The following is a 22,612-nucleotide window of genomic DNA, read 5'->3' on the forward strand; positions in this document are numbered from 1 at the left end:
GCCAGACGCGGAATGGTGATTGATGTCCTCGGACGACAACGTTCTTTTCCTCGGCATCGACACCGGTGGCACTTATACCGATGCCGTGCTGTGGTCGCAAACCGAAGGCCCACAGCAGGGGCCGAACAAGGGCAATGTGCTGGCTAAGGCCAAGGCCCTTACCACGCGGCACGATCTTGCTGTTGGCATTTCCGGCGCGGTCGATGCGGTACTAGAGAAATCCGCCACGGACCCGACGGCCATTAAACTTGTGTCGATGTCGACGACGCTTGCAACCAATGCGCTGGTCGAGGGCCAGGGCGGCCGCGTGGCGCTGGTGATGATCGGCTTTTCCGAAGCCGACCTCGCCCGCGATGGGCTGAAGACGGCGCTCGGCACCGATCCGGTGGTGTTTTGCCCAGGCGGACATGACGTCCACGGCAATGCCGCCAGGCTCGATCTCTCGGGGTTGGAGGCGATGCTGCCGGAACTCGGCGCCTCGGTGTCCGGCTTTGCCGTCTGCGCCTATTTCGCCACTCGTAATCCGGCGCATGAAATCACCGCTCGCGAGCTGATTCGCGGCAGGACTGGCCTGCCGGTCACCGCCAGCCACGAATTGTCCGCCAAGCTAGGCGGCCCGCGCCGGGCGCTGACCACACTCCTCAACGCCCGGCTGATTTCGATGATCGACCGGCTGGTGGCGGCAACCGAAGGGTTTTTGGAAGCCCGCAAAATTGCCGCCCCGCTGATGGTGGTGCGCGGTGACGGCGCGCTGGTCTCGGCGGCCTTTGCCCGCCAGCGGCCGATCGAGACCATTCTCTCTGGCCCGGCTGCCAGCTTGGTCGGCGCCCGCCACATGACTGGGCTCGACAACGCCATGGTGTCGGACATTGGTGGCACGACAACGGATGTCGCCGTGCTCGATGGCGGCCGTCCGCGGCTTGACCCCGAAGGCGCAACGGTCGGCGGGTACCGAACGATGGTCGAGGCGGTGGCGATGCGCACCTTCGGTCTCGGCGGAGATTCCGAAGTGGCTCTGGAAGATGGTGCCCTCAACCCGAAAATTCTGCTTGGGCCGCGCCGCCTGGTGCCGCTGGCGCTGGCCGGCATGGCGCATGGCGACGCCGTTACATCGGAACTTGAGCGCCAGTTGCGGGCGCCCAACCCGGGCCGCATGGACGGCCGTTTTGCGGTCCGCACCGGCGTACCAGCCAGGCTGGCTGCCGGGCTGACCACTCCGGAGGCCAAGCTCTACAAGGCGATCGGCGCCATGCCGCTGCCGCTAGACAAGGTCTTGAGTACCAACGCTCAGAACGCGACGCTGAACCGGCTGGTGGCGCGCGGGCTGGTGCAAGTCTGCGGCTTCACGCCCTCGGACGCTGCCCATGTGCTGGGCAAGCAGGCCAACTGGGATGCTGCGACCGCACGACTCGGTGCCGGTCTGCTGGCTCGCCGCCGCAATGGACTCGGGCATCCAGTCGCACCGACGCCTGAGGCGATCTCCGAACGTGTACTTGTTACCCTGACCCGCGTTTCCGCAGAGTGCATTCTTGAAACCGCCTTCGCCGAGGACGGGTTGGACGGTGCTGCGACCGTTGCTCATGCGCTGGTGCAGCGCGCGGTCGACGCCCATTCAGGCATAGCCCAGTTGTCCGTGGCACTCGATCGTCCGGTGGTGGGGCTCGGCGCCTCCGCGCCGCTGCACTATGCGGGGCTTGCTTCCCTTATCGGCAATGACTGCGTAGTGCCCGAGGACACTGACGTCGCCAATGCGCTTGGCGCCGTGGTCGGCCAGGTCCGCGTCTCGGCAGAGGCCCTAATCAATCAACCCAAGGAAGGGCTTTTCCGGTTAACCGCTGGCGGCCGTGTTCGTGATTTTATGAACGAGGATGCGGCCATCAAGGCGGCAGAAGCAAGCCTTAGGGAAGTCGTTACGGAGCAGGCCAAAAAGGCCGGCACTGACGATGCAGAGATTCAGATCCACAGGGACTTCAAGGTATCGATGATTGAGGATCAACGCCTGTTTGTTGAAGCGCATATTGTAGTCGTGGCGTCGGGCCGTCCCCGGATAGCATCCGTTTCTTGAGTCTCGAGCCAGTTCCACTGAGGGTTTTGCGTTCTTAACCCAGACCGGGACCTACCCACGCCGGTACCGAAGTCCGGCATTGCTGAGGTGTAATCCCATACACACACCGGAAGCATTTAGAAAAGTGCGAGGGTGAAATGAAACCACAGGCAATGGCAATGTCTATGAGCGGCATCCGCGTGCCTTCAATAAGTCGTTTTGCATGGTCGACGCGGATACGCAGGTAATGCCGCAAGGGGGGATGCCCGACATGGGTGCAAAATAAGCGTTCCAGCTGCCGGCGAGAGATGCCCGTCCGTTCAGCGATCTGTCTCATGCTGAGGGGCGTTTCGACGTTTGACTCCATGATTCTCATCGCCATCAGAAGCTTGTCGCTTACGCCGGCAAACGCAAGACCGGAAGGACCGGTCTGTCGATTGGATCCCGACCGCTGCCCTTCCACGGTCGCGTGCCTGCAGACCTCATGGGCGGTGAAGCCTCCAGCGTGGTTTGCGATTAGGTCAACCGCAAGGTCAAAGGCCGATAGTTCACCGGCACAGGTTGAGAACTGTCCGTCCTTGACGAACAGCGAGTCCCTTACTTGAGGCTGGCTAAAAACTTCCGCAAAAGCTGCCAGGCGAGACCAGTGGATGGTACACCGCGAATTCGCGAGCAGCCCGGTCTGCGCCAGTAGCCAGGTGGCGGTCCCGACCGCGGAGATTGGTATGGACCTGCGTACCAGCGCGCGCATGAAGGTGTTGAAGTGAGGCGAAGCTGGTTGCGCCACGGGCTCGCCGGCGATGACTGCGAGGTGGTTGGGTTTGCGGCTCCCCGAAAGAAGTGCTGGATCCTGGATCGTCAAATCGACATCGATCGCGATGCCATTCGCGCCTTCCACGCGCCCGCTGTCGAGCCCAGCAATACGCCACTGGAACATGGTGAGACGCGAAACGGTGTTCGCAATCCGAAACGGCTCAAGGAACGCATGCAAGGCCAGGTGCGAGAATCCCGGTAAGACCACGACCACGACCTGAAACGGCATTCCTACCGGAAAAGCAGTGTCGGGCAGGCTTAGGGCCTGAGCTGCGTTGATGTAAGGAGGTGCATTCATCGAAACCCGTCCATGCATTCGCAAGTGGTTAAGGTGAGCCTGCCCAATCCTAATAGATCCAGGCGGTGTCCGGTGCCAACGAGCGCTAGTCCGATCGTCCGAAATACCAGGCCCGACACCCGCCGGTCGGGCCGATTTAGGGTGCGCGTCTTGGCAGAAATCCGCGTTGCACGTTCGCTCAGGCCTAAGACTGCAAGCGCTCACAGCACCGCGTCGCCGATCTCGAGTTCACGGCGTTTGATGAAATCCAGCAACGCTTCATCAAGCGCCTCGTCAATGGGGGGCGCCTGGTAATCCTGCAGGGCTCTCACGGCTGCATCGATCCCGCGCACATTGGCATCTTTTGCCCCGGCTACCGACCATTGCTCGAAACTGTCATGGTTCATCAGGTCCGGGACGAAGAAAGCCTTTTCAAAATTCTTGAGCGTGTGTTCTGTCCCCAAGTAGTGGCTGCCCGGCTCGCTCTGCCGCATCGCGTCCAGCGTCTCGTCGAATTCACTCAAGTTGATGCCTTGGCCAAGCCTGTAGAACATGATCATCTGCTCTGAATCGAGCATGAACTTGCTGTAGCTCTGGGTGAGGGCTGCTTCGAGGTAACCGGTCGACGACAGCACAAAATTTGCACCCGCAATGAGGGCGCCATACATGTTTCTGGCCGCCTCGTAGCCCGCCTGTGCATCCACCAGCTTGGAACTGGTGTTGCTGCCGCTGCAGCGCCAAGGCAATCTATAGTGCCTCGCCAATTGACCCACGAGCATGTTCATGTGGCAGATCTCCGGCGTTCCAGCCATGGGAGCGCCACTCTTCATGGAAACCGTCGCCAGCCACTGGCCATAGATGCAAGGGGCTCCAGCCCGGACCAACTGCGCGAACGCGACACCTGCCAAAGCTTCGGCATTCAGCTGGGCCACGGCGCCCACGGTACTTGCCGGGGTGCTTGCACCTCCCAGCACGAACGGTGCCAGAATCATGGCTTGGTTGTTGGACGCGTATACCTTGACGGCATCCAGCATGGTAGCATCCCAGACCAACGGCGAGTTACAGTTTGCCAGAGAGATGATGACAGTGTTGTTCTGAATGAATTCCTCACCGAAAACGATCTTCGCCATCTCAATGGTGTCTTCGGCTCGTTCGCGGGAAGTCACGGCCCCCATGAACGGCTTGTCGGAGTAGCGAATGAGGCTGTAGTTCATGTGCAAATGGCGCCGCGGCACAGCGATGTCCATCGGTTCACAGAGAACGCCGCCGGTCATGTGCATCGCCGGGGACTGGTAGGCCAGTTTGGCGAAGTTCACAAAGTCCGCAATCGTCGCGTTACGGCGCTTGCCCTCCAGGTCGAGCACGTTCGGTGAGCCATATGCCGGCGTGAAGATCGTCTTTCGCCCCCCCAAAGTTACCGTCTTAGCGGGATTGCGAGCGTGAACAGTGATCGTCTCCGGCGCCTTGGAAACAAGGTCCATAAGAAGCCCGCGGTCGATCCGGACACGCTGCCCGGTGACATTTGCACCCGCCCTGCGCCAAAGGTCGATCGCCTCGTCATCGCGAAACTCGATGCCGATCTCCTCAAGTATCTGCATAGAAATATTATGAAGATGCAGCAGATTCTCGGCGCTTAGTACATCCATATATGGAAGGCCGCGTTCAAGAACGGGCAACAGGGTTACTGTTTTGTCATTCCGTAATTTCTGGCGGGCTTCTCGCCCTCCTGATCTAGACGACATTTCAACCTTACCCTTGATGTTTTGCAATAATATACAGGCAAAAGTGCCCACCAAATAATAATAAAAGATAATGCAAGGTATGCCTTCAGGTCATCACCGGATGTGGCCGCTCGGCCATCCCTAGGACGCTGACTTCGGTCAGTAGACGGCTTTAGCACCCGCCACCTCAAGGGTGGTCCCGGCGATGAATCTGGCCTCCGGGGAGCTGAGAAAATAAACCGCATCGGCAATGTCCGCGGGATCACCGAGATGGCCAAGCGGATTGGATTTGCTAAGCTCGGCAACGGCGGTATCCGGATCAAAACCGCGATGAATAAAACCTGAGCGGAGCATTGGAGTGTCGATCTCTCCGGGGCAAACGGCGTTTACCCTGATGCCGCTAGCGGCATGGTCCCTTCCGAGGCACCTCGAGAATGTTGCTACTGCGGCTTTGCTGGCGCAGTAAGCCGCGTGGCTGGGACCCGGATAGATTCCCCAGGTGGAAGAGATGTTGACGATCGACCCGCCCCCATTGGAGCTCATGAACGCTATGGATCGCCGGCAGGTGTAGAAGATCGCCTTGAGGTTGATGTCGAAAGTCCTGTCCCAGTCCTCGTCACTAGTATCGAGAATGGTGCCGCGGGTGATAATGCCTGCATTGTTAACAAGCGCGTCAAGGCGGCCGGTTGATTCAATGGCCATGTCGACGAGGTCCTCGCAGTAGCCTTTGCTGCGGAGGTCTCCAGCTTTGGCGAGGACGTTCTCTCCGTCGCGATTGAGGTTCGCCGCCGTGGTCGCTAGGCGATCCTCATTGGTATCCCCCGCCACAACATAATAGCGATTGGCAACGAATTTCCGGCAGATGGCCTGCCCCATCCCGCCGGCAGCGCCAGTTACAACGACAGTCTTTCTTTCAGCGGTCATGAGCGTCCAACCATTGCTTGAGGAGGAAACCCTGCGAATTATCCATGCAGGGAATCGGGGCGCGGGAGGGGTCAGATCCTCTCGTGAATGCCGCGTAGGATCATGGATGCGGTGATGATCCCAACATCTGCCCCATTTGCGTCGACCACGACCAGCGGCCCGTTTGGGTGTTGGGTGGTGAGGCCGAGCATGTCCTTGAGGGCTGTTTCGAGGCCAATCCGCGGGGCATTGTCCAGATTCAGGGTACCGTTAGAGCTCGCGAATTCGCTTATGGGAACCATGACCGATTCAGCCTTCAGCAAGCCGAGGCGGCTGCTTCCCTGCACGAACCTCTCGACATACGGGTCTTTTGGGTTGCCGATAATGTCATCTGCGGAGCCGATCTGCAGCATCTTGCCGTCCTTCATCACGCCAATGTGGTGGCCTAGCCGGATGGCCTCCTCCAAATCATGCGTAATGAACAGAGTCGTCTTCCCGAGTTTGGTCGACAGCTCCTTGAACTGGTCTTGGAGATCGCGGCGGATCAGCGGATCCAAGGCCGAGAACGGCTCGTCCATCAATAGGATTGCCGGGTCTGCGGCAAGCGCGCGCGCCAGCCCGACACGCTGCTTCATCCCACCGGAGAGTTGGTCAGGGTACCGGTCACCCCATCCTGAAAGCTGGACCAGTTCAAGCTTTTCTTCTGCAACCTCATAGCGTTGCTTCGGTGGCACCTTGCGCAATTCGAGGCTCAACGCGACGTTGTCGCGCACCGTACGGTGGGGCAGGAGGGCCACGTTTTGGAATACCATGCCCATGGTTCGGGCCCGAAGCTCGCGCATCTCGTTTTCAGACTTGAGGTTGATGTCCTCGCCGCCGATGATTACTTGGCCCGCGCTGGGCTTAATTAAACGATTGACGTGGCGCACGAGGGTGGATTTGCCGCTACCTGACAGACCCATCACGCAAAAGATTTCTCCGGCTTCGACGCGAAACGAGACGCCGGCGACGGCTGCTACACACCCGTGCTTTTGAAGCAGGGTTTCTTTTGAAAGGTCCTGGCGCTGGACGGTGGTGAAATCAAACTTGGAGTTGGTCCCGAAAACCTTCCAGACGTCCTTAAATTCGATGGCGTGCGCTTTCAAGGGGAGCTCCAAACTGTGAGTGGCGCCCGGCCAGGGAAGCCGGCCAGGCGCTTAACTTATGCGGCAAGCGTTACTTCGCCGCCTTCTTGGCTTCTTCGAGCCAAGCGTTCCACTGGTCGAGATGGGCGGCCTTCCACGCTTCGGCGTGCTTATGGATATCTTCGTTGTTCTTTTCCCCCTTATGGATCAGGAGGTTTTCGGCATCGACGTCCGCTATCGGCACTTCGACCAATTCGAACCATTTGGTCGCGACCGGGTTGCCATTGAGGAACGTGGTGTTGGCGATGACATGGTGGCTATTCACCGAAAAACCGAGGTTGCCGATACCCGCAACCGTAGTATTTGCGCCAGCCTGTTCGTCCGGTAGCGCCGTGAAGGGGACGGTAAGCCAAACGACATCCTTGCCGTGCTTCAGCACGCCCTGGATCCAGTTGGGGGTCCAGCTGTAATAGAGAACCGGGCTTCCGGACTGGACGCGTTGGATGACGTCGGGGAGCAGGGCGAAGTACTCTCCCTGCTTGTGGGTCACGGTATCCCGCAGGCCGTAGGCATCGAGATTGTGTTCGATGATGCGTTCGCATCCCCAGCCGGGATCACAACCATAGAGGTCGGCCTTGCCGTCCCCATCAATGTCGAACAGCTTGGCAAGCTTGGGATCCTTGAGCTGGTCGATGGTCTTGATGTTATACTTGTCAGCCGTAACCTTGTCGATCGAGTAGCCTTGGATCGAGTCGCGCACGAGGGTTCCAACACGACGCAGCTTCGCCTCTCCACCAGCCTTTTCGGCGAAGGCGATATGCAACGGGTACCAGTGTGGCGTGTAGTAATCAGCGTCACCATTGCCGACTGCGATGTGGGCAAGGGGGACCTGCGCAGCCGATGGCTCGTTGACAGTGTATCCAAGGTCTTCAAGACCCAGCTTGACGATATAGGCCTCGAACAATTCCTCGGCCTGACCGAGGTACAGGGGGCGTACTGTGACGCCTTTGCCCGGCAGATCCTGCGCGACGGCATGGCTGATGGACATGCCGAATGTGGTGGCCAGGGCGACGGCGGTTGCTAACTGCAGAACCGTTTTCTTCAGATGAACGTTCATGAAAACTCCCCTTTTTGCTTACCGTTGATTGCCGGCTAATCCTTGCCTTCCGTTCCCCGCCGGGGAGGTCTGGAAGTATCTAACAGCGCGGGTGAACACTCCGGCCGGGCCACGCTCGTACCAGGCAATATGCACATGGCGGTTCCGCTGGATCATCGCGGATTGGGTCATGCGATCGAGGATGATAGCGAGGATAACGATGCCTAATCCCCCGGTGGCCGCGAGACCGATATCTAACCGGCCGATGCCGCGCAGAACCATCTGGCCAAGGCCGCCGACCGCGATCATGGACGCCACCACAACCATGGAGAGAGACATCATTAGGGTCTGGTTCACGCCGGCTACTATGCTGGGCAGCGCGAGTGGCAGTTGGGCTTTGAACAGCAGTTGTCTGTTCGTGGCGCCAAAGGCCTTCATCGCCTCGACCACCTCCTCAGAAACCTGCTGGATCCCGAGGGTAGTGAGCCGGATCACGGGAGGCAGGGCGAAGATGATCGTCACGATGACGCCGGGGACGTTGCCGATGCCGAACAGCATGACGACGGGGACGAGGTAAACGAACGACGGGATCGTCTGCATCGTATCGAGGATTGGCCTGCAGATCGCCGCTGCGCGGTCGCTTCTTGCAGCAAGGACCCCAAGCGGGATGCCGATGACGGTGCACACGACAACGGCCGTGAATACCAAGGCAAGGGTGATCATCGTTTCTGGCCAGATGCCCAGGAAACCGATTAAAGCGAGCAATCCCACGACCTGGGCTGCCAGCCGCCAGCCCGCGATCTGCCAGGCGATCAGGCCAAAACCCAAAATCGTGAGTAGGGGAGGGATGCCGTTCAAGGCGATTGCAAATGCCGTCAAAAGCTGGTCAACCGGCCACTTCAATGTCTGAAACAGGGGCCGGTATTGCTGGACGACCCAGCCCAATCCCACGTCCACCCAGTCTCCAAATGGTATGCGGAGGGTTTTGAAAGGATCGAGGATGTCTTCGGGCTTCACCAAAATTCCTTTCAGTCATGACAGTCAGTCGATGACCATAGCCTGCGTCACCGCCCACGCACAGCGCAGTGGCATCCTGACGACGGCCAGAGATTTCCTAGAGATACGGGCTCTCGCGAGCGGCCGATAAAAGTGGCGCTAGTGTTGTGTTCCCATTTCCAGCGGTAACTTCATTTTAACCGCATCCCTTCGCACGCCGCATGTTCAAGAACATTCGTCTGCTGTCAGGACCGCCCGTCTACCTGCAGATAAAGGCTAACGACGGTGGGAGATTTAAACAACCGAACAAAAAGTTATGCATTTCAGGACTAAATGTTATCCGCCGTGGGGACGACCGCGGTGTTTTGCAACGAGACTTCGCCCTCCAGCCCCTCGCTTTCAGGTGGATTGAGACCCGCAACCTGCGCAATCATCCAGTCACGGAAGACGGTCACATCTTCCCGTCCGATGGCCGAATTCGGGACTACGAGATGGTGCTTCCGCCCCGTAAGGTAGCTTTCCTTCAGCGGCCTGATCAGCGTGCCTTCCTCCAGATAGTCGCTCACCAGGTGGCGCCACCCAAGCCCGATACCGGCTCCTCGCAGTACGGATTGCAGATGCGTCGGATAGTTATTGAAAGTTATGGGGCGCTTGAAGGGGGTGGAGATCCCGAACTGCTCAAGCCAGTGGGCCCAGTTGAAAGGCGACCATGGATAGGCGGTCCAATGCTGATCGTCCATGTCGAGGAGGACCTCATTCAAAAGGTCCTCTGGCGATGCGATATTCGGGGAATGAGCTTGGTAGGTCGTGCTGCAAATGGGAAAGACTTCCTCGCTGAACAGCTCCGTTGCTGTATACTCAGGGCGGGGCAAATATCCCATGACAACGGATACGTCGAAGCCGTCGGTCGCGGGCGTTGGGCTCCGTTCGAGCGAGACCAGGTGTAAGTCAATGTTTGGATTGTTGGTGACAAACTCGCCAATCCGGTGACTCATAAAGAGAGTTGCGAACGAACTTGGCATGCCGACCGTAAGGCGTTGCGGTTTCTGCCGTCGCCGGACGCTGTCGAAGGCAGCGCCGATATGTGCCAGGCTCAGGGCGGTGGCCTCAAAGAGCTCCTCACCTGCTGGGGTCAGAGAGACCTTCTGGTTTCCCCGATTGAAGAGCTGGGTGTCGAGGTGGTCCTCAAGCGTCAGAATGTGCCGGCTTACCGCCGCCTGGGTCACAGACAGCTCATTGGCAGCTTTCGTGAAACTTAAGTGCCGGGCCGCTGCCTCGAACGCACGAAGCGCACTGAGTGGGAGACGCCTGTAGTCCTTCGACATAAGTAATTGTTATCCTGCGCCCTGAGAAAAAGTAAATTGCGCGGTGTCCCGTTATCTATAACCATCGGCACGTTAAAGATCAAACGAGCGGGCAGGCAGCTAGTTCGTTCAACAGCCCCGCGCGTAAAGCGAGCGCAACAAGCCGAACCGCGGGCACCCACTATTGAGCACAACGCCCTACCGCCCACCGGCGGGCTGATTTGTGCCGTAGCGAAGGCTGCAGCTACCAAGGCTTCCTTGGTCCGCTTCGGCGCGCAGGTACGACGCTGATGAACAACTGACTTGCGGCCTGAAGGCACGGCCTGCGCCCACCACGGGAGACCTGAATGCACGGTAAAGTCGACTACAGAACGCAGGTGCAATCGATGAAATTGCCGACGAAGATGGTCATTGACGGCGAGCGGACTGGCGCGGTGTCGGGAAAGACATTTCCAACGGTCAATCCAGCGACCGGTGCCGCCCTAGCTGACTTGCCGGCGGGTTCGTCCGCCGACGTCGATAAGGCGGTTGCGGCGGCCCGCGGGGCCTTTAACGATGGTCGGTGGTCTAAGCAAACGCCCATGACCCGCAAACACGCTTTGCTCAGGCTGGCCGCGCTCATCGAGGAGAACACCGCCGAACTGGCCCTGATGGAAAGCCTCGACAGCGGCAAGACGATCAGTGATTGCGTGAACATCGATGTTCCGGAGACAGTCAACAGCCTGAAGTGGCACGCCGAAGCCGTCGACAAAATCTACGACCAAGTCTCGCCCGCCACCGATCAATCGCTTGGACTGGTCGTGCGGGAAGCCATCGGCGTGGTCGGGATCGTGCTTCCGTGGAATTTTCCGCTGCTCATGCTGGGATGGAAGATCGGACCGGCCTTGGCTGCCGGGTGCACGGTCGTCGTGAAACCCGCTGAGGAAACCTCATTGACGACGCTTCGCGTAGCTGAACTGGCCTTGGAAGCGGGTATTCCCGCAGGCGTTTTCAACGTCGTAACCGGGGACGGTCCGGACGTTGGCGAGCCGATCGGCCGCCATCCGGACATCGACGCGATATCCTTCACCGGCTCTACAGAAACCGGCCGACGCTTCCTGAAATACTCATCGGAAAGCAACCTGAAGGAGGTCGTTCTCGAGATGGGGGGCAAGAACGCCTGCATCGTGATGGATGACGCCAACGATCTGGATGCCGTCGCCGCTCATATTTGCAACGGCGCGTTTTGGAACATGGGCCAAAACTGCTCAGCAATTTCGCGTCTGCTCGTGCATAAGGATGTTAAGGGGCGCTTGCTCGCCAAGCTTAAGGAGGTGGCCAAAACCTGGACGGTTGGCGATCCGCTTGACTCGGACACTCGCATCGGCCCGCTCATTTCCCCTGCGCATTTCGAGAAAGTCAGCGGCTATCTGGAAGCGAATGGCAAGCTGATTGTTGGCGGCAACGCCTTCAACGGCACAACCATCGAGCCCACGATTATCGAGTTTGATGCCCATGAGGGAAAGCACATTACCGAAGAGATCTTTGGGCCAATCCTCGCCGTTATTGAGGTGCAGTCGCTGGCCGAGGCGGTAACGCTCACCAATGCCACGGAATATGGTCTGGCGGCTTCGGTGTTCTGCGGCGATGGCACCCGCGCGCTCAGGGCCGCCAGGGCACTTCGGGCAGGTACTGTCACCGTCAACTGCTACGGGGAAGGGGACGCGGCAACCCCGTTCGGTGGCTACAAACAGTCCGGTTTCGGGGGGCGCGATAAGGCCTTCCATGCCCACGACCAGTACACACAAACAAAAACGCTTTGGGTCGACCTGAGCACCTCCCACGAAGGTTTTTAAGATGACCGCTTTTGCATTTCCGGGCCTGAACCTGGCCATTACCACACCTTTCGACTCTAGTGGCAATGTGGATTTCGAACGCTTGGACGACCTCGTGGAACGCTACTTGGGGGCGGGCGTCGATGGCATCGTGTTCAGTTCCGGCACTGGGATGCATGTCTACCTGACTGCGGAGGAATCGAAGGCTGTCATCGAGCGTGGCGCCCGCGTCGTATCCGGGCGAGCCAAGGTTATCGCGCAGACGTCGGCCCTGCTTACGGCAGATGTGGTGAGACGGACCCAAATCGCCAAGGATGCCGGCGCCGACGGCGTCATGGTGCTGCCGCCTTTCTTCGAGGGGCCATCCGATGACGACGGGATTTTTGACTTCTACGCTGAGGTGGCAAAGGTCGGTTTGCCCATTATCGGCTACAACGTGCCGCAGGCCGTCGGCGTGCGCATTACGCCTGAGCTGCTGCGCAAACTTTGCACATTGCCCGAGTTCCAGGCCGTCAAGGACAGCAGTGGTGACCTGATTGCGCAGGTGAGCCTAATCGGCACGGGGCTGGGTGTCATCAACGGGGCCGACCCGCTTGTGCCATTTTCGCAACTTGCGGGATGTTCGGGCTTGATCTGGGGGGGCGCGAATATTGCCCCGCGCGCCTGTGTGGCGGTCGTCAAGGCTGCTCGCGAGAAGAGGTGGGACGATGTCCGGGCGCTGTGGGTCCTGCTGGAACCGCTTATGTCGTTGTTGTGGCAAGGCGACTATGTGCAAAGCGTCTATGCCGCAGCTGAATTGACGGGCTATTCGCCGGGCAAAGTCAGAAAGCCATTTCGGTCCTTGTCCGGCGAGCGGGTCGAAGCCCTTCGTGCCGCCCTCGGTCCTCTGATTGGGCAAGAAACCGCAAAATGACCGCCCGAGTTTTTCGGGCGCGCCAGCTGCCGGACCATGGCCCTCCCCCAGCCTGGACGGCATTGCTACCCCCAAGGATCCCGAAGCCTGAACTGGACCGGACGATCACTGTCGACGTCGCGGTTATCGGGGCTGGTTTCGCAGGGCTGGCGACGGCCGTCCGCCTTGTCCAGCTTGATCCCCAGCTGTCCATTGCGGTTATTGATGCGGACAACGTTGGAAATGGCGCGAGCGGAAGGAATTCCGGATTCCTAATCGATCTGCCGCACGACATTTCGACTAGCGATTTCGCCGGGGATGCATTAGCCAAAAGCCGTAACGACATCGTTGTCGCGCGTTCGGCGATCCAGCTTTACGCCGGTTTGGCGGCTGAGCACGGCTGGGCGAAATCAGTCTTCGACCCGTGTGGCAAATACAGCGTGGCCATGACGAAGGGGGGATCCAGCCATCTCGCGGAATACTCTACTAAACTCAACGCACTGGGCGAACCACATCTGGTCCTGAACGCTGCCGAGATCGCTGACGTTACGGGCACGGCGTCGTTTAAGTCCGGCCTTTTCACGCCAGGCGCCGCCCTGATTCAGCCCGCCGCTCTGGTAGGCGCCGTTGCGGACCAGCTCCAGGGGCCGGTCCGCGTGTTCGAGCAAACCCCGGCCCTTTCTATCGAGAGTTCCACGAGCGGTTGCAAAATCATCACCCCCAAAGGTCAAATCAACGCGGCCCGCGTAGTTCTTGCCGTAAATGGCCATGCCACGAGCTTTGGAATCGGGCAGCGTGAACTCCTGCATGTCTTCACCTATGCCTCGTTGAGTGAACCGTTCGAACCGGGAGCGCTCGGCGGTGCCCGCAAGTGGGGCGCGACGCCCGCTTCGCCTATGGGGACAACTGTAAGGCGTGTGGACGGACCGGCGGGCGATCGTATCCTGATCCGTTCCCGCTACACCCATAATCCGGCCATCACGGCCAGCGACGGTGTGATCGGAAGCGCCGGCAACCTCCACGATAGGAAGTTTGCTGATCGTTTTCCGGATTTGAGCCACCTGAAGATGCAGTACCGGTGGGGAGGGGCCATGGCACTGACCTGGAACACAGTACCCCTCTTTGGCGAGGTCGAGCCCAATCTCTTTGCTGCCTGTGCCTGCAACGGAATTGGTGGAACAAAGGCTACAGCGACCGGGATCGCGACCGCTGAACTTCTGGCGGGGATGAGTTCCAAGCTCGGTGACATTTTCTCCGCGTACGACAGTCCCGAGGGTTTGCCGCGCCAGCCGATGACGGCGATAGGCGCTCGGCTGAACCTAAAATACAGGGAATGGAAGGCGGGGAGGGAATAGCCCCGCCTTGACCATAATTGATCTATCGGTCGCTTTCGCCACCTTGTGATGAGGCTGGCCCTGGCCTTCACCCCCAGCGCCACGGCACGTTTCAAGCACGCAAAGATCTCATGAAAAAGCTTTTCAACTATCCACTGGCCCTTTTAGACCTCGGCCTCGTAGCAATGTGGAGCTCGGGCTATATTGGCGCCAAGCTCGCGTCAGAGACAGAGTCGGTCCTGCTGGTGCTGTTCTGGCGCTTTTTGCTTATCACGCTGGTGCTGGCGCCAATGTCAGTCCGTTACGTGCTCAAAAGCGGTTTCCGCGCGTTGTGGGTCAACGGGGTGTTGGGCGTCTGCGCGATGTTCCTCCAGATCGGTTGTGCGATCGTCGCGATCGACATGGGCATGCCTGCCGGAACTGTCGCGATAATCTATGCCCTACAGCCTTTGCTCACCGCTGCTGTGGCCGGCCCCTTATTGGGCGAGCGGGTCACTGTGCGGGAATGGGTCGGGCTGGCTGTGGCCTTTACAGGTGTATCCCTTGCGGGCGGCTACGATGGCTTAGCCGCGCCAGCACTTGCTTACGCTTTGACGACTCTCGGGACAGCTGGAATTGTTACGGCAACAGTGATTTCGAAAGCTGTCGCAGACGAAACCCCTATCCTCCCTGGAATTGGAATCCAAAGCGCGTGCTGCGCAATCTTGTTCTGCCCCTTGGCATGGATGGACGTGGGGCTTCGCCCGCCGGTCCTAGATCCATCATTCTGGTTCGTAGTCGGCTGGTTTATCATCTTCTCGACCGTAGGTGCCTATGGGTTCTATTGGCTCAATCTTCGCCGCTCTTCGGCCGTCCATGTCGGTACAGTTCTCTACCTCACTCCGGTCGTCACAATCGCGATTTCAGCGATCATATTTGATGAACCTGTCACTGCGGCCGAGATTGGGGGGCTCGCCATCTGCCTGGGTGGTGCGGCGATATCGCTCAGCCGGCCTCAGACCGCCGTGTTGAAGCCAAAACGAACTGACGGGAAATTCAATGCCTTGTTCCATGTCAAGCTTTGGGGATCCGTAGCCTCCTCAAAAGGCTCCATCGCGTCTAGTGTGAGCTCGGAGCTGAAATTGGAACGGCCTCAGCGTCATGGGGATTCATAATCATGCCGGCGAACAGTCGCCGACCAGATCGGCTTGCAGCCAGAGGGACGATGGCGGCCGTGCAATGTCCGGTGAGATCGGACTTGTATCGGACCGGTGCTGTTTAACACGATCGCGATCATGCGCATTAAGCAGTTGTTTTAGCTACTTATTATCGGATTTTGCCGTTCTTTGTTTCAGTTAATGCCCGCTTGTCGAAGAGTCCTTCCTCGATAACTTAAGCTGCTGAGCTACATAAGTTTTTATCCAGTTGTTTTGGCGTTTTTGCACAGATAGCGTGGATGATAATTGGGACGGCTTCCCGTGTAGCGGTACCGGCGAGAAGTTGGGGAATCCGCCGTCCCCCACTGGATCTGGATGGGGATCGGCACAGAATGCGCGCCGGGACTTAACCCTGACAATCTCGGTTTGTCCTCCAACGCGGCAGGCATTCCATCTCGATAAGGAACGGCCATCACACGAGCGGAATGAAAATGCTGGCAAAAATACGATGTGATTTCCGGTAAAGCACAGTGTGAGTTTTTTGCTCAGCACGGACGATTGAAGTTCACCCCGCATAGCCATATGGATTTTGCGTGAAATAAAAAACCGATACGTTGGCGCGTCTCAAGCTGCGTATTATTCGAGTAAATTTAACGGGCAGCGGCCACGTACAGGAGAAATTTCGATATGGGTTCCAACAAGACTTTGGATGAGCGGCGGAAAGCAGCTCTCCCGGTGGGCGTTTCTTGCTCCAACCCCATTTACGCGGACCGTGGTAAAAACGCAGAAGTGTGGGATGTTGAGGGCCGGCGTTATATCGACTTCGTGGGGGGCGCCGGCGCTTTGGCCGTGGGTCACTCGCACCCCCGGATTGTCGCTGCGGTGCAGGAACAGCTGACCAAGTTCAGCCATACCTACTTTGGCAACATTCCTTATGAAGGCTACATAGCTGTGGCGGAGCGCTTGAACGCTCTTTGCAAGGTCGGCGGAACGGCCAAGACCCTACTGGTGGCCACCGGTGCGGAAGCTGTTGAGAACGCGGTCAAGGTCGCTCGTGCCTACACCAAGCGCCACGGCATTATTGTATTCGGCGGGTCATTCCATGGCCGCACACTGCTGACCATGGCCATGACGGGTAAGGTGAAGCCATACAAGGAACTGTTCGGCCCGTTCCCGGGCGGAATTTATCGTGCGCCCTTCCCTGACCTTTACCACGGACTGAGCGTGGAACATTGCCTTTCGGCTTTGGACACTGTGTTTGAAACGGAAATTGAAGCTGCTGCAGTGGCTGCCTTGGTCATCGAGCCCCTCCAGGGGGAAGGGGGGTTTGTTCCCGCTCCTGCTGAGTTCATGGAAGGTCTGCGGCGGGTCTGCGACCGCCACGGCATTGTCCTGATCGTCGACGAGGTCCAGTCCGGATTCGGTCGCACCGGGCGTCTCTTTGCCGTCGAGCACAGCGGGGTCGAACCCGACCTGATTGCGATGGGCAAAAGCCTGGGCGCCGGCCTCCCGATTTCGGCAGTGGTGGGCAAGGCCGATCTTATGGATTGTGTCGACGCTGGCGGCCTGGGCGGCACCTACGCTGCGAATCCGTTAGCCTGCGCGGCAGCGTTGGCGGTTCTGGATGTGTTGGACGATGAGAAGCTGCTAGCCCGGGCAAATGAGATCGGTGACAGGTTCAAGGCGGGGTTCGAACGGATCAGGCAGCGATCGAACCGGTCGGCTATTGGCGACATTCGTGGCCTTGGTGCGATGGTGGGTGTCGAGTTCATCGAAAACGACGACGTCAGCAGACCTGCTCGCGCCATGACCGCAAGGATTATCAAGGAAGCAGCCAGCCGAGGGTTGTTTCTTGTCTCCGCCGGTCGCCACTTCAACGTGATCCGGCTTCTGGTGCCGTTAACTCTTTCAGACGACTTGATCGACGAAGGCTTGAGTATCATCGAGGCCTCAATAGACGCCGTCGTCGGCAACGAACTCAAGCGCGAAACCACTGCGGCCGCTTAGGCGTCGGTGAAACGTATGAATCACGACGACCCCTTGGAATCACTCAATCTGGCCGCCGAATTCCGCCGGGCACCGTTCGGGCACCATAGCCCGAGCCTGCAACGCCTCCTTCGGACGTTTCGGAGTTTTCCAATCCCTGGGAAACACGCATTGCTAACAATCGAGCAAAACCGGCGCTGGATGCTCGTGACTCTGACGGGAATACCGGGACGTCCCTTGGTAAGACATCAGGATGTAATCTTCGACGATCTGGCCGAGGCGGAATGGTACGTATTCCGCCAACGCTGGCTGCAACATTTTGGATCCGAGCTTCCGGATGGAGACGACGCATGAGGACGTTGTCGGGCTATGCCAACATTCTCAGTGCGAAGCCGGGTGATGTTATCGACTTCAAAGTCAGTTCGCTCGGCGAGGCTAAGTCGTTTTCGGCCCGTCTGGTGAGGCTCATCACCACCGAAGACCACCCCAGGGCCGCCGCTATGGTCGAGCGCGGTCTCGACGCACCGTTTAACGGAGAATACCCCGCGCGGCTGCAGCCGATCCACATAGGCTCGTATGGCCAGGTCGAGCATGCAACCGCCTTTTCAGGAGTGAAAGACTTCACGTTCACTGCATGGATCTGGCCCACGCTACCGGGACGCAAGCGGCAAACGATCGGCGGGACGTGGCAGGAAGACCGACGCGACGGATTCGCGGTCGAGATCGACGAGTTCAGTCGCCTGACGGTAAGAGTAGGGGATGGCGAAGGTAATTTCTCCGCCGTGTCCCTCGATACCCCGTTGCCTGAGCGGCGGTGGATGTTGGTCGTGGCCAGTTACAGCCACGAGGAGCGGGCCTTGATCCTGCATCAATATCTTCGCGGCGATGTGGGTGATCTTGAGCTCGTGGAGACGCGACGCTTTGAACTATCCGCAGGCCTGGGTCGCAGGGAAAGGTCAGCGTTTCTGCTCGCTGCTCACGCCTTATCGCGCAGCTCACAGGGTACTTTGTCCGACGGCCATTATAACGGTAAGATCGATTCCCCGAAGCTGTACGCTTGCGCCCTCCCTTTGGACGAAGTCGCCAACCTGCGCGATGGAAATGTTGATAATTACTGGCGGCAATACTTAATCGCCGCCTGGGACTTTAGTATTGAGCAGGGCGCTGATCTCATCAAGGATGTCTCGGGCAACGGCCTTGACGGTATTCTGATCAACATGCCCACCAGAGCGATGAAAGGCCACAACTGGACCGGCGCATTTCATGATTGGCGATCCGCCCCGCGCGAGTATGGAGCCATCCATTTTCACGAGGACGATCTTTACGACGCAAAGTGGTCCACGGACTTCTCATTCACAGTGCCGGAAGGGCTTGAAAGTGGCGTTTATGCCGCTCGCCTTGATGCTGCTGGCACCAATTCGGCCTATGTTGTTTTCTTCGTACGACCGCCGACTGGTCAGGCCACATCTGAAGTGGTTTACCTTGTGTCCACGGCCACGTACATGGCCTACGCCAACCAGAGGTTCATTGCGCGAGACCCTCTGGATGAGATGAGCATGGGCAGCCTGCCGATTTTCGGAGAAGACGACGTTTTTCTCGACGAACATCTGGACTACGGAAAGTCGCTCTACGATCTGCATACCGATGGCAGCGGCGTGTGTTACTCCTCGCGGCTGCGGCCGGTGCTTAACATGTCGCCGAACGCGAAATATTGGTCCTTTGGCGGCGACGGATACCTGACAGGATGGCTCGACGCCATGGGCATACAGGCGGACGTCATCACCGACGAGGATCTCCATCGGGAAGGCGAGAGCCTCTTGGCGCCTTACCGCGTGGTGCTTACCGGATGTCATCCCGAGTATGTGTCGCTGTCGATGTGGGACGCCCTGAGGACCCATCTCGGTCGCGGCGGCCGTCTGATGTATCTGGGTGGCAACGGCTTCTACTGGAGAACGGCGTTCCATCCGACGCTTCCAGGCTTGATTGAGGTCCGTCGGGCCGAGGACGGTTCGCGAACGTGGTCAGCGGAGCCGGGTGAGTACTTTATGAGCTCGACCGGCGAATTTGGCGGGCTGTGGCGCCGCCAGGACCGCACCCCGAACCAGCTGGTTGGAATCGGCTTTTGTGCCCAAGGCTTCCAGTCAAGTTCCTATTATCAATGGAAGCCGGATAGTGCCAACTCCCGCGTAGACTTCATCCTGGCGGGTATCGACAGGGATGCTCTTTTCGGGAACTACGGCCTGGCCGGCAACGGTGCTGCAGGACAAGAATTGGATCGCTACGACGTGGACTTGGGATCGCCAAAACATGCGGTCGTGCTGGCAACGTCCACCAATCACACCGATTATATGGTTTACGCGAAGGAAGAGTTCGGCGCGATGCACTGGATGATCGGGGGGAGTGAAAATGATAACGTGCGATCTGACATCGTTTTCTTCGAAACCAACGGGGGAGGAGCAGTATTCTCGGTGGGTTCGATATCCTGGTGTATGAGCCTGCCGATTGATGGGTATGACAACGGCGTGTCCCGTGTGACCCGCAATGTTCTTGAGCGCTTCCGGACCGTCGAGCCTTTTGCGCCCCCTCCGGTACAAGTTCCTCTGGTTGACGTCGTCTAGGGTCCTGCGCCGACTGCCGCCGGCAGTGCCCGGCGACCTGTCGTTCATGCATCTTGGCCGACTATAGAGGTCACGTCGAATGACACGCTGGAGCTATGAACTTCCCTCCCTGACGGCCCTGCGAGTGTTCGAAACGTCGGCCCGGCATCTGTCGTTCACTCGAGCCGGGATGGAACTCAATGTCACTCCTGGCGCGGTCAGCCGGCAGATCAAGGCCATTGAGGACGAACTCGGTATCCCTTTGTTTGTCCGGCTGGGTGGGGGAGTTGCCCTGACGTGCGCTGGGGAAGACCTTTACAGCGCCGTCGCGACCAGTTTCTCCAATATGTCGGCAGCGGTACGCACCATTAAACGCGGCGGCGGTTCGAATACTGTCACGGTTGCCTGTTCTGATGCCTTTGGCACGCTTTGGTTGCTTCCGCGGATGGTGGAGTTCTGGGCCAAGTACCCTGACATTGTCATTGATCACCTGATTTCGGATGAAGCGCGCGACTACCGACGCACCGAAATCGACCTGCGGATCCGATACGGCTCGGGAATCTGGCCTGACGAGACGGCCGAATTTATGTTCGATGACACGCTTTACCCGGTCTGCGGACCTAAGTTTGCGCTAGATCATGCGGCGACGTCGCCGAACCAGCTCTCCGAGCTTCCTCTTCTTCATGTTGACTGGGTCAACCCGAAATGGATCGACTGGCCCGATGTTTTCCGGATGTTCCGGATCCCCTATGGAACCGGCGAAGGCCGCCGGTTTAGCCGGTTCAGTGCAGCCGTGGCTGCAGCTTGCGCCAATATGGGGGTCGCCCTCGCATCGCATCGGCTCGTCCAATCGCTGATTGCCGAAGGCAAACTCGTCAGGTTCACAAGCTTGGAAATTCCGGCGTCCGGCAGCTACTACCTGACACTTAGCAATCTGAAGCCTGCATCCCTGGCGTCCGATACATTTGCCGGCTGGCTAAGGCAGCAATGTCCGGTCGCCGCGGCCTCGGGCGGACCCTCGTATCCGCCGGTGTAACTCCGGCAATATCCGCCGTGGCACGCAGGCATCTTGGATGCCGCGCTATTCAGGCGGGATACGCCACCCTGTCACGGCTTCGCAGCGCCATCAGCCAACAGATTGGGTTTTTAAACCGTGGCCTATGCCGCCGATAACATTTTGGTCTTGCGGAACATGATTTTTTCTACGGTTGTTTTGCGATATCCGCGCCGGTAGCGTCTCTGGTCGATGCAACTCTCCGGGTTCGAGCGTGTCCCGTCCAGCCATGGGAAGTAGTCCACACTGGACGTTGCTTCCGGCTCTTAGGCCCAGTCGGCGACGGGAATGCAGGCGATGCAGGACGGCTGACGCGAGCCGTTCTGTCACAAGTGTCGCGCCGGAATTGAATTAAAAACCACTATCAACGAAAAGGGGACCGAATGTACAGTCAATCACTACTCTCAGCACTTGTGCTCACCGCAGCCACAGGAATTGCCAGCGCGGACTGCAAGGTCGGCGAGGGTCGCGAAGTCCGGCCGATGGAAGCTACTGCGAGCATGGTGGAGAAGTTCACCCATAAAGTAGTCTACACGGCTTTGGAGAAGATGGGCTACAAAGTCGCCGAGCCGCTTGAAACCGAATATGCAGCCCTGTTCATTTCACTGGCCAATGGCGACGGCGATTTCACGGCCGCCTACTGGAACCTCTTGCACAAAAGCTTCTACGACAAGGTCGGCGGCGCGGAGAAAGTGACGATTGTCGGCAAGGTCGTAGACGGCGCCGTGCAAGGCCTGCTCGTCGACAAAAAGAGCTATGACGAAGGCGTTCATAATCTTACTGATTTCAAGGACAAGGCTGTAGCCGCCCGGTTTGATGCCGACGGCAACGGCAAGGCCGATCTGGCCGGATGTACTCCGGGCTGGGGCTGCGAGAAGAGTATCGAGCACTATCTCACCGAGCTGGGCCTGCGCGACACCGTTACCCACAACCAGGGATCCTATGACGCTCTGATGGCAGATGTCATCGCGCGATTCAAAGCAGGCAAGCCGATCTTCTACTTTACCTGGGTCCCGTATTGGGTATCGGGCATTCTCGTCCCCGGCAAGGATGTGGAATGGCTGGACGTGCCGAAGACCAAGGGCGACGATGCGTTGTACACGGACTATCAGGGCAAGAACTTGGGATTCGGCATCGATTACGCAAGCTTCCTGGTCAACAACAAGTTCCTCGCCGACAACCCGCCCGTAAAAACCCTATTTGAAAGTGTCACTATCGATATCAATGATCTTTCGGCGGAAGCGATGCGACAGAAAAATGGGGAAAGCTCCGTCGACGATGTTCAGCGCCACGCCGAGGCTTGGATTGCTGAGCATCAGTCGCAGTTCGACGGTTGGGTCAATAAGGCCTGCGCCGTTCCTGCGAAAAGCTGACGACAGGAACCGCCTCTACCAATCAGTTTAAGAAATTCTCGGCGGCCGATCGCTCCCTCGACCGCCGATTTTTTTGTATCGTGCAGTGGAGCGAAGGTCGGGTCCAGGGGCACCTCGCCATCGGGGGCTTCTTGCCGGTAAAAAGGCC

The 22,612-nt window shown here is 58.6% G+C and carries 16 protein-coding genes; 9 read left to right on the plus strand and 7 right to left on the minus strand.

What is annotated here, in order from left to right; all coding sequences use genetic code 11:
- The first annotated feature begins 22 nt into the window (after positions 1 to 22).
- The gene (locus tag ACWTU9_RS13955) at positions 23 to 2,065 is read left to right on the plus strand and encodes a hydantoinase/oxoprolinase N-terminal domain-containing protein (protein WP_455858768.1); all 2,043 of its coding nucleotides are present in this window, start codon (positions 23 to 25) and stop codon (positions 2,063 to 2,065) included.
- A gap of 34 nt (positions 2,066 to 2,099) precedes the next feature.
- Here ACWTU9_RS13955 and ACWTU9_RS13960 read toward each other — a convergent pair whose 3' ends face one another.
- The 7 genes from ACWTU9_RS13960 to ACWTU9_RS13990 all read right to left on the minus strand — a co-directional run bounded on the left by ACWTU9_RS13960 (position 2,100) and on the right by ACWTU9_RS13990 (position 10,299).
- On the minus strand, positions 2,100 to 3,155 hold the full coding sequence (locus ACWTU9_RS13960) for a GlxA family transcriptional regulator (RefSeq protein ID WP_455858769.1): 1,056 nt from the start codon (positions 3,153 to 3,155) through the stop codon (positions 2,100 to 2,102).
- Between the two features lie 200 nt (positions 3,156 to 3,355).
- Positions 3,356 to 4,876: a trimethylamine methyltransferase family protein gene (locus ACWTU9_RS13965; RefSeq protein WP_455858770.1), complete on the minus strand. Its 1,521-nt coding sequence runs from the start codon at positions 4,874 to 4,876 to the stop codon at positions 3,356 to 3,358.
- Positions 4,877 to 5,014: 138 nt separating this feature from the next.
- Positions 5,015 to 5,779, minus strand: a complete 765-nt coding sequence (locus tag ACWTU9_RS13970) for an SDR family NAD(P)-dependent oxidoreductase (RefSeq protein WP_455858771.1) — start codon at positions 5,777 to 5,779, stop codon at positions 5,015 to 5,017.
- A gap of 71 nt (positions 5,780 to 5,850) precedes the next feature.
- Positions 5,851 to 6,903 (minus strand): quaternary amine ABC transporter ATP-binding protein, encoded by a 1,053-nt coding sequence (locus ACWTU9_RS13975; protein ID WP_455858772.1) that lies wholly within the window; start codon positions 6,901 to 6,903, stop codon positions 5,851 to 5,853.
- 70 nt (positions 6,904 to 6,973) lie between these two features.
- The gene (proX, locus tag ACWTU9_RS13980; RefSeq protein WP_455858773.1) at positions 6,974 to 7,999 is read right to left on the minus strand and encodes a glycine betaine/L-proline ABC transporter substrate-binding protein ProX; all 1,026 of its coding nucleotides are present in this window, start codon (positions 7,997 to 7,999) and stop codon (positions 6,974 to 6,976) included.
- 18 nt (positions 8,000 to 8,017) lie between these two features.
- Entirely contained in the window at positions 8,018 to 8,995 is a 978-nt protein-coding gene (locus ACWTU9_RS13985) for an ABC transporter permease (RefSeq protein ID WP_455858774.1), read from the minus strand.
- Positions 8,996 to 9,303: 308 nt separating this feature from the next.
- A complete protein-coding gene (locus ACWTU9_RS13990; protein WP_455858775.1) occupies positions 9,304 to 10,299 on the minus strand; it encodes a LysR substrate-binding domain-containing protein in 996 nt (331 codons plus the stop codon).
- A 326-nt stretch (positions 10,300 to 10,625) separates the two neighbouring features.
- Between ACWTU9_RS13990 and ACWTU9_RS13995 the strand changes: the two genes are divergently transcribed.
- The 8 genes from ACWTU9_RS13995 (at position 10,626) to proX (ACWTU9_RS14030) (ending at position 22,464) form a co-directional block, all read left to right on the plus strand.
- On the plus strand, positions 10,626 to 12,113 hold the full coding sequence (locus ACWTU9_RS13995; RefSeq protein WP_455858776.1) for an aldehyde dehydrogenase family protein: 1,488 nt from the start codon (positions 10,626 to 10,628) through the stop codon (positions 12,111 to 12,113).
- 1 nt (position 12,114) lies between these two features.
- Positions 12,115 to 13,005, plus strand: a complete 891-nt coding sequence (locus ACWTU9_RS14000) for a dihydrodipicolinate synthase family protein (RefSeq protein ID WP_455858777.1) — start codon at positions 12,115 to 12,117, stop codon at positions 13,003 to 13,005.
- Positions 13,002 to 14,339: an NAD(P)/FAD-dependent oxidoreductase gene (locus ACWTU9_RS14005; protein WP_455858778.1), complete on the plus strand. Its 1,338-nt coding sequence runs from the start codon at positions 13,002 to 13,004 to the stop codon at positions 14,337 to 14,339. Before ACWTU9_RS14000 ends, ACWTU9_RS14005 begins: the two co-directional genes overlap by 4 nt.
- Positions 14,340 to 14,449: 110 nt before the next feature.
- Positions 14,450 to 15,472, plus strand: coding sequence for a DMT family transporter (locus tag ACWTU9_RS14010; protein ID WP_455858779.1), 1,023 nt, complete (start codon positions 14,450 to 14,452; stop codon positions 15,470 to 15,472).
- A 669-nt stretch (positions 15,473 to 16,141) separates the two neighbouring features.
- The gene (gabT, locus tag ACWTU9_RS14015; RefSeq protein ID WP_455858780.1) at positions 16,142 to 17,461 is read left to right on the plus strand and encodes a 4-aminobutyrate--2-oxoglutarate transaminase; all 1,320 of its coding nucleotides are present in this window, start codon (positions 16,142 to 16,144) and stop codon (positions 17,459 to 17,461) included.
- Between the two features lie 329 nt (positions 17,462 to 17,790).
- Entirely contained in the window at positions 17,791 to 20,058 is a 2,268-nt protein-coding gene (locus ACWTU9_RS14020) for a N,N-dimethylformamidase beta subunit family domain-containing protein (protein WP_455858781.1), read from the plus strand.
- 79 nt (positions 20,059 to 20,137) lie between these two features.
- Positions 20,138 to 21,073, plus strand: a complete 936-nt coding sequence (locus tag ACWTU9_RS14025; RefSeq protein ID WP_455858782.1) for a LysR substrate-binding domain-containing protein — start codon at positions 20,138 to 20,140, stop codon at positions 21,071 to 21,073.
- A 401-nt stretch (positions 21,074 to 21,474) separates the two neighbouring features.
- Positions 21,475 to 22,464, plus strand: a complete 990-nt coding sequence (gene proX / locus ACWTU9_RS14030; RefSeq protein WP_455858783.1) for a glycine betaine/L-proline ABC transporter substrate-binding protein ProX — start codon at positions 21,475 to 21,477, stop codon at positions 22,462 to 22,464.
- Positions 22,465 to 22,612: the final 148 nt, after the last annotated feature.

Source organism: Mesorhizobium sp. 128a, assembly GCF_053848025.1.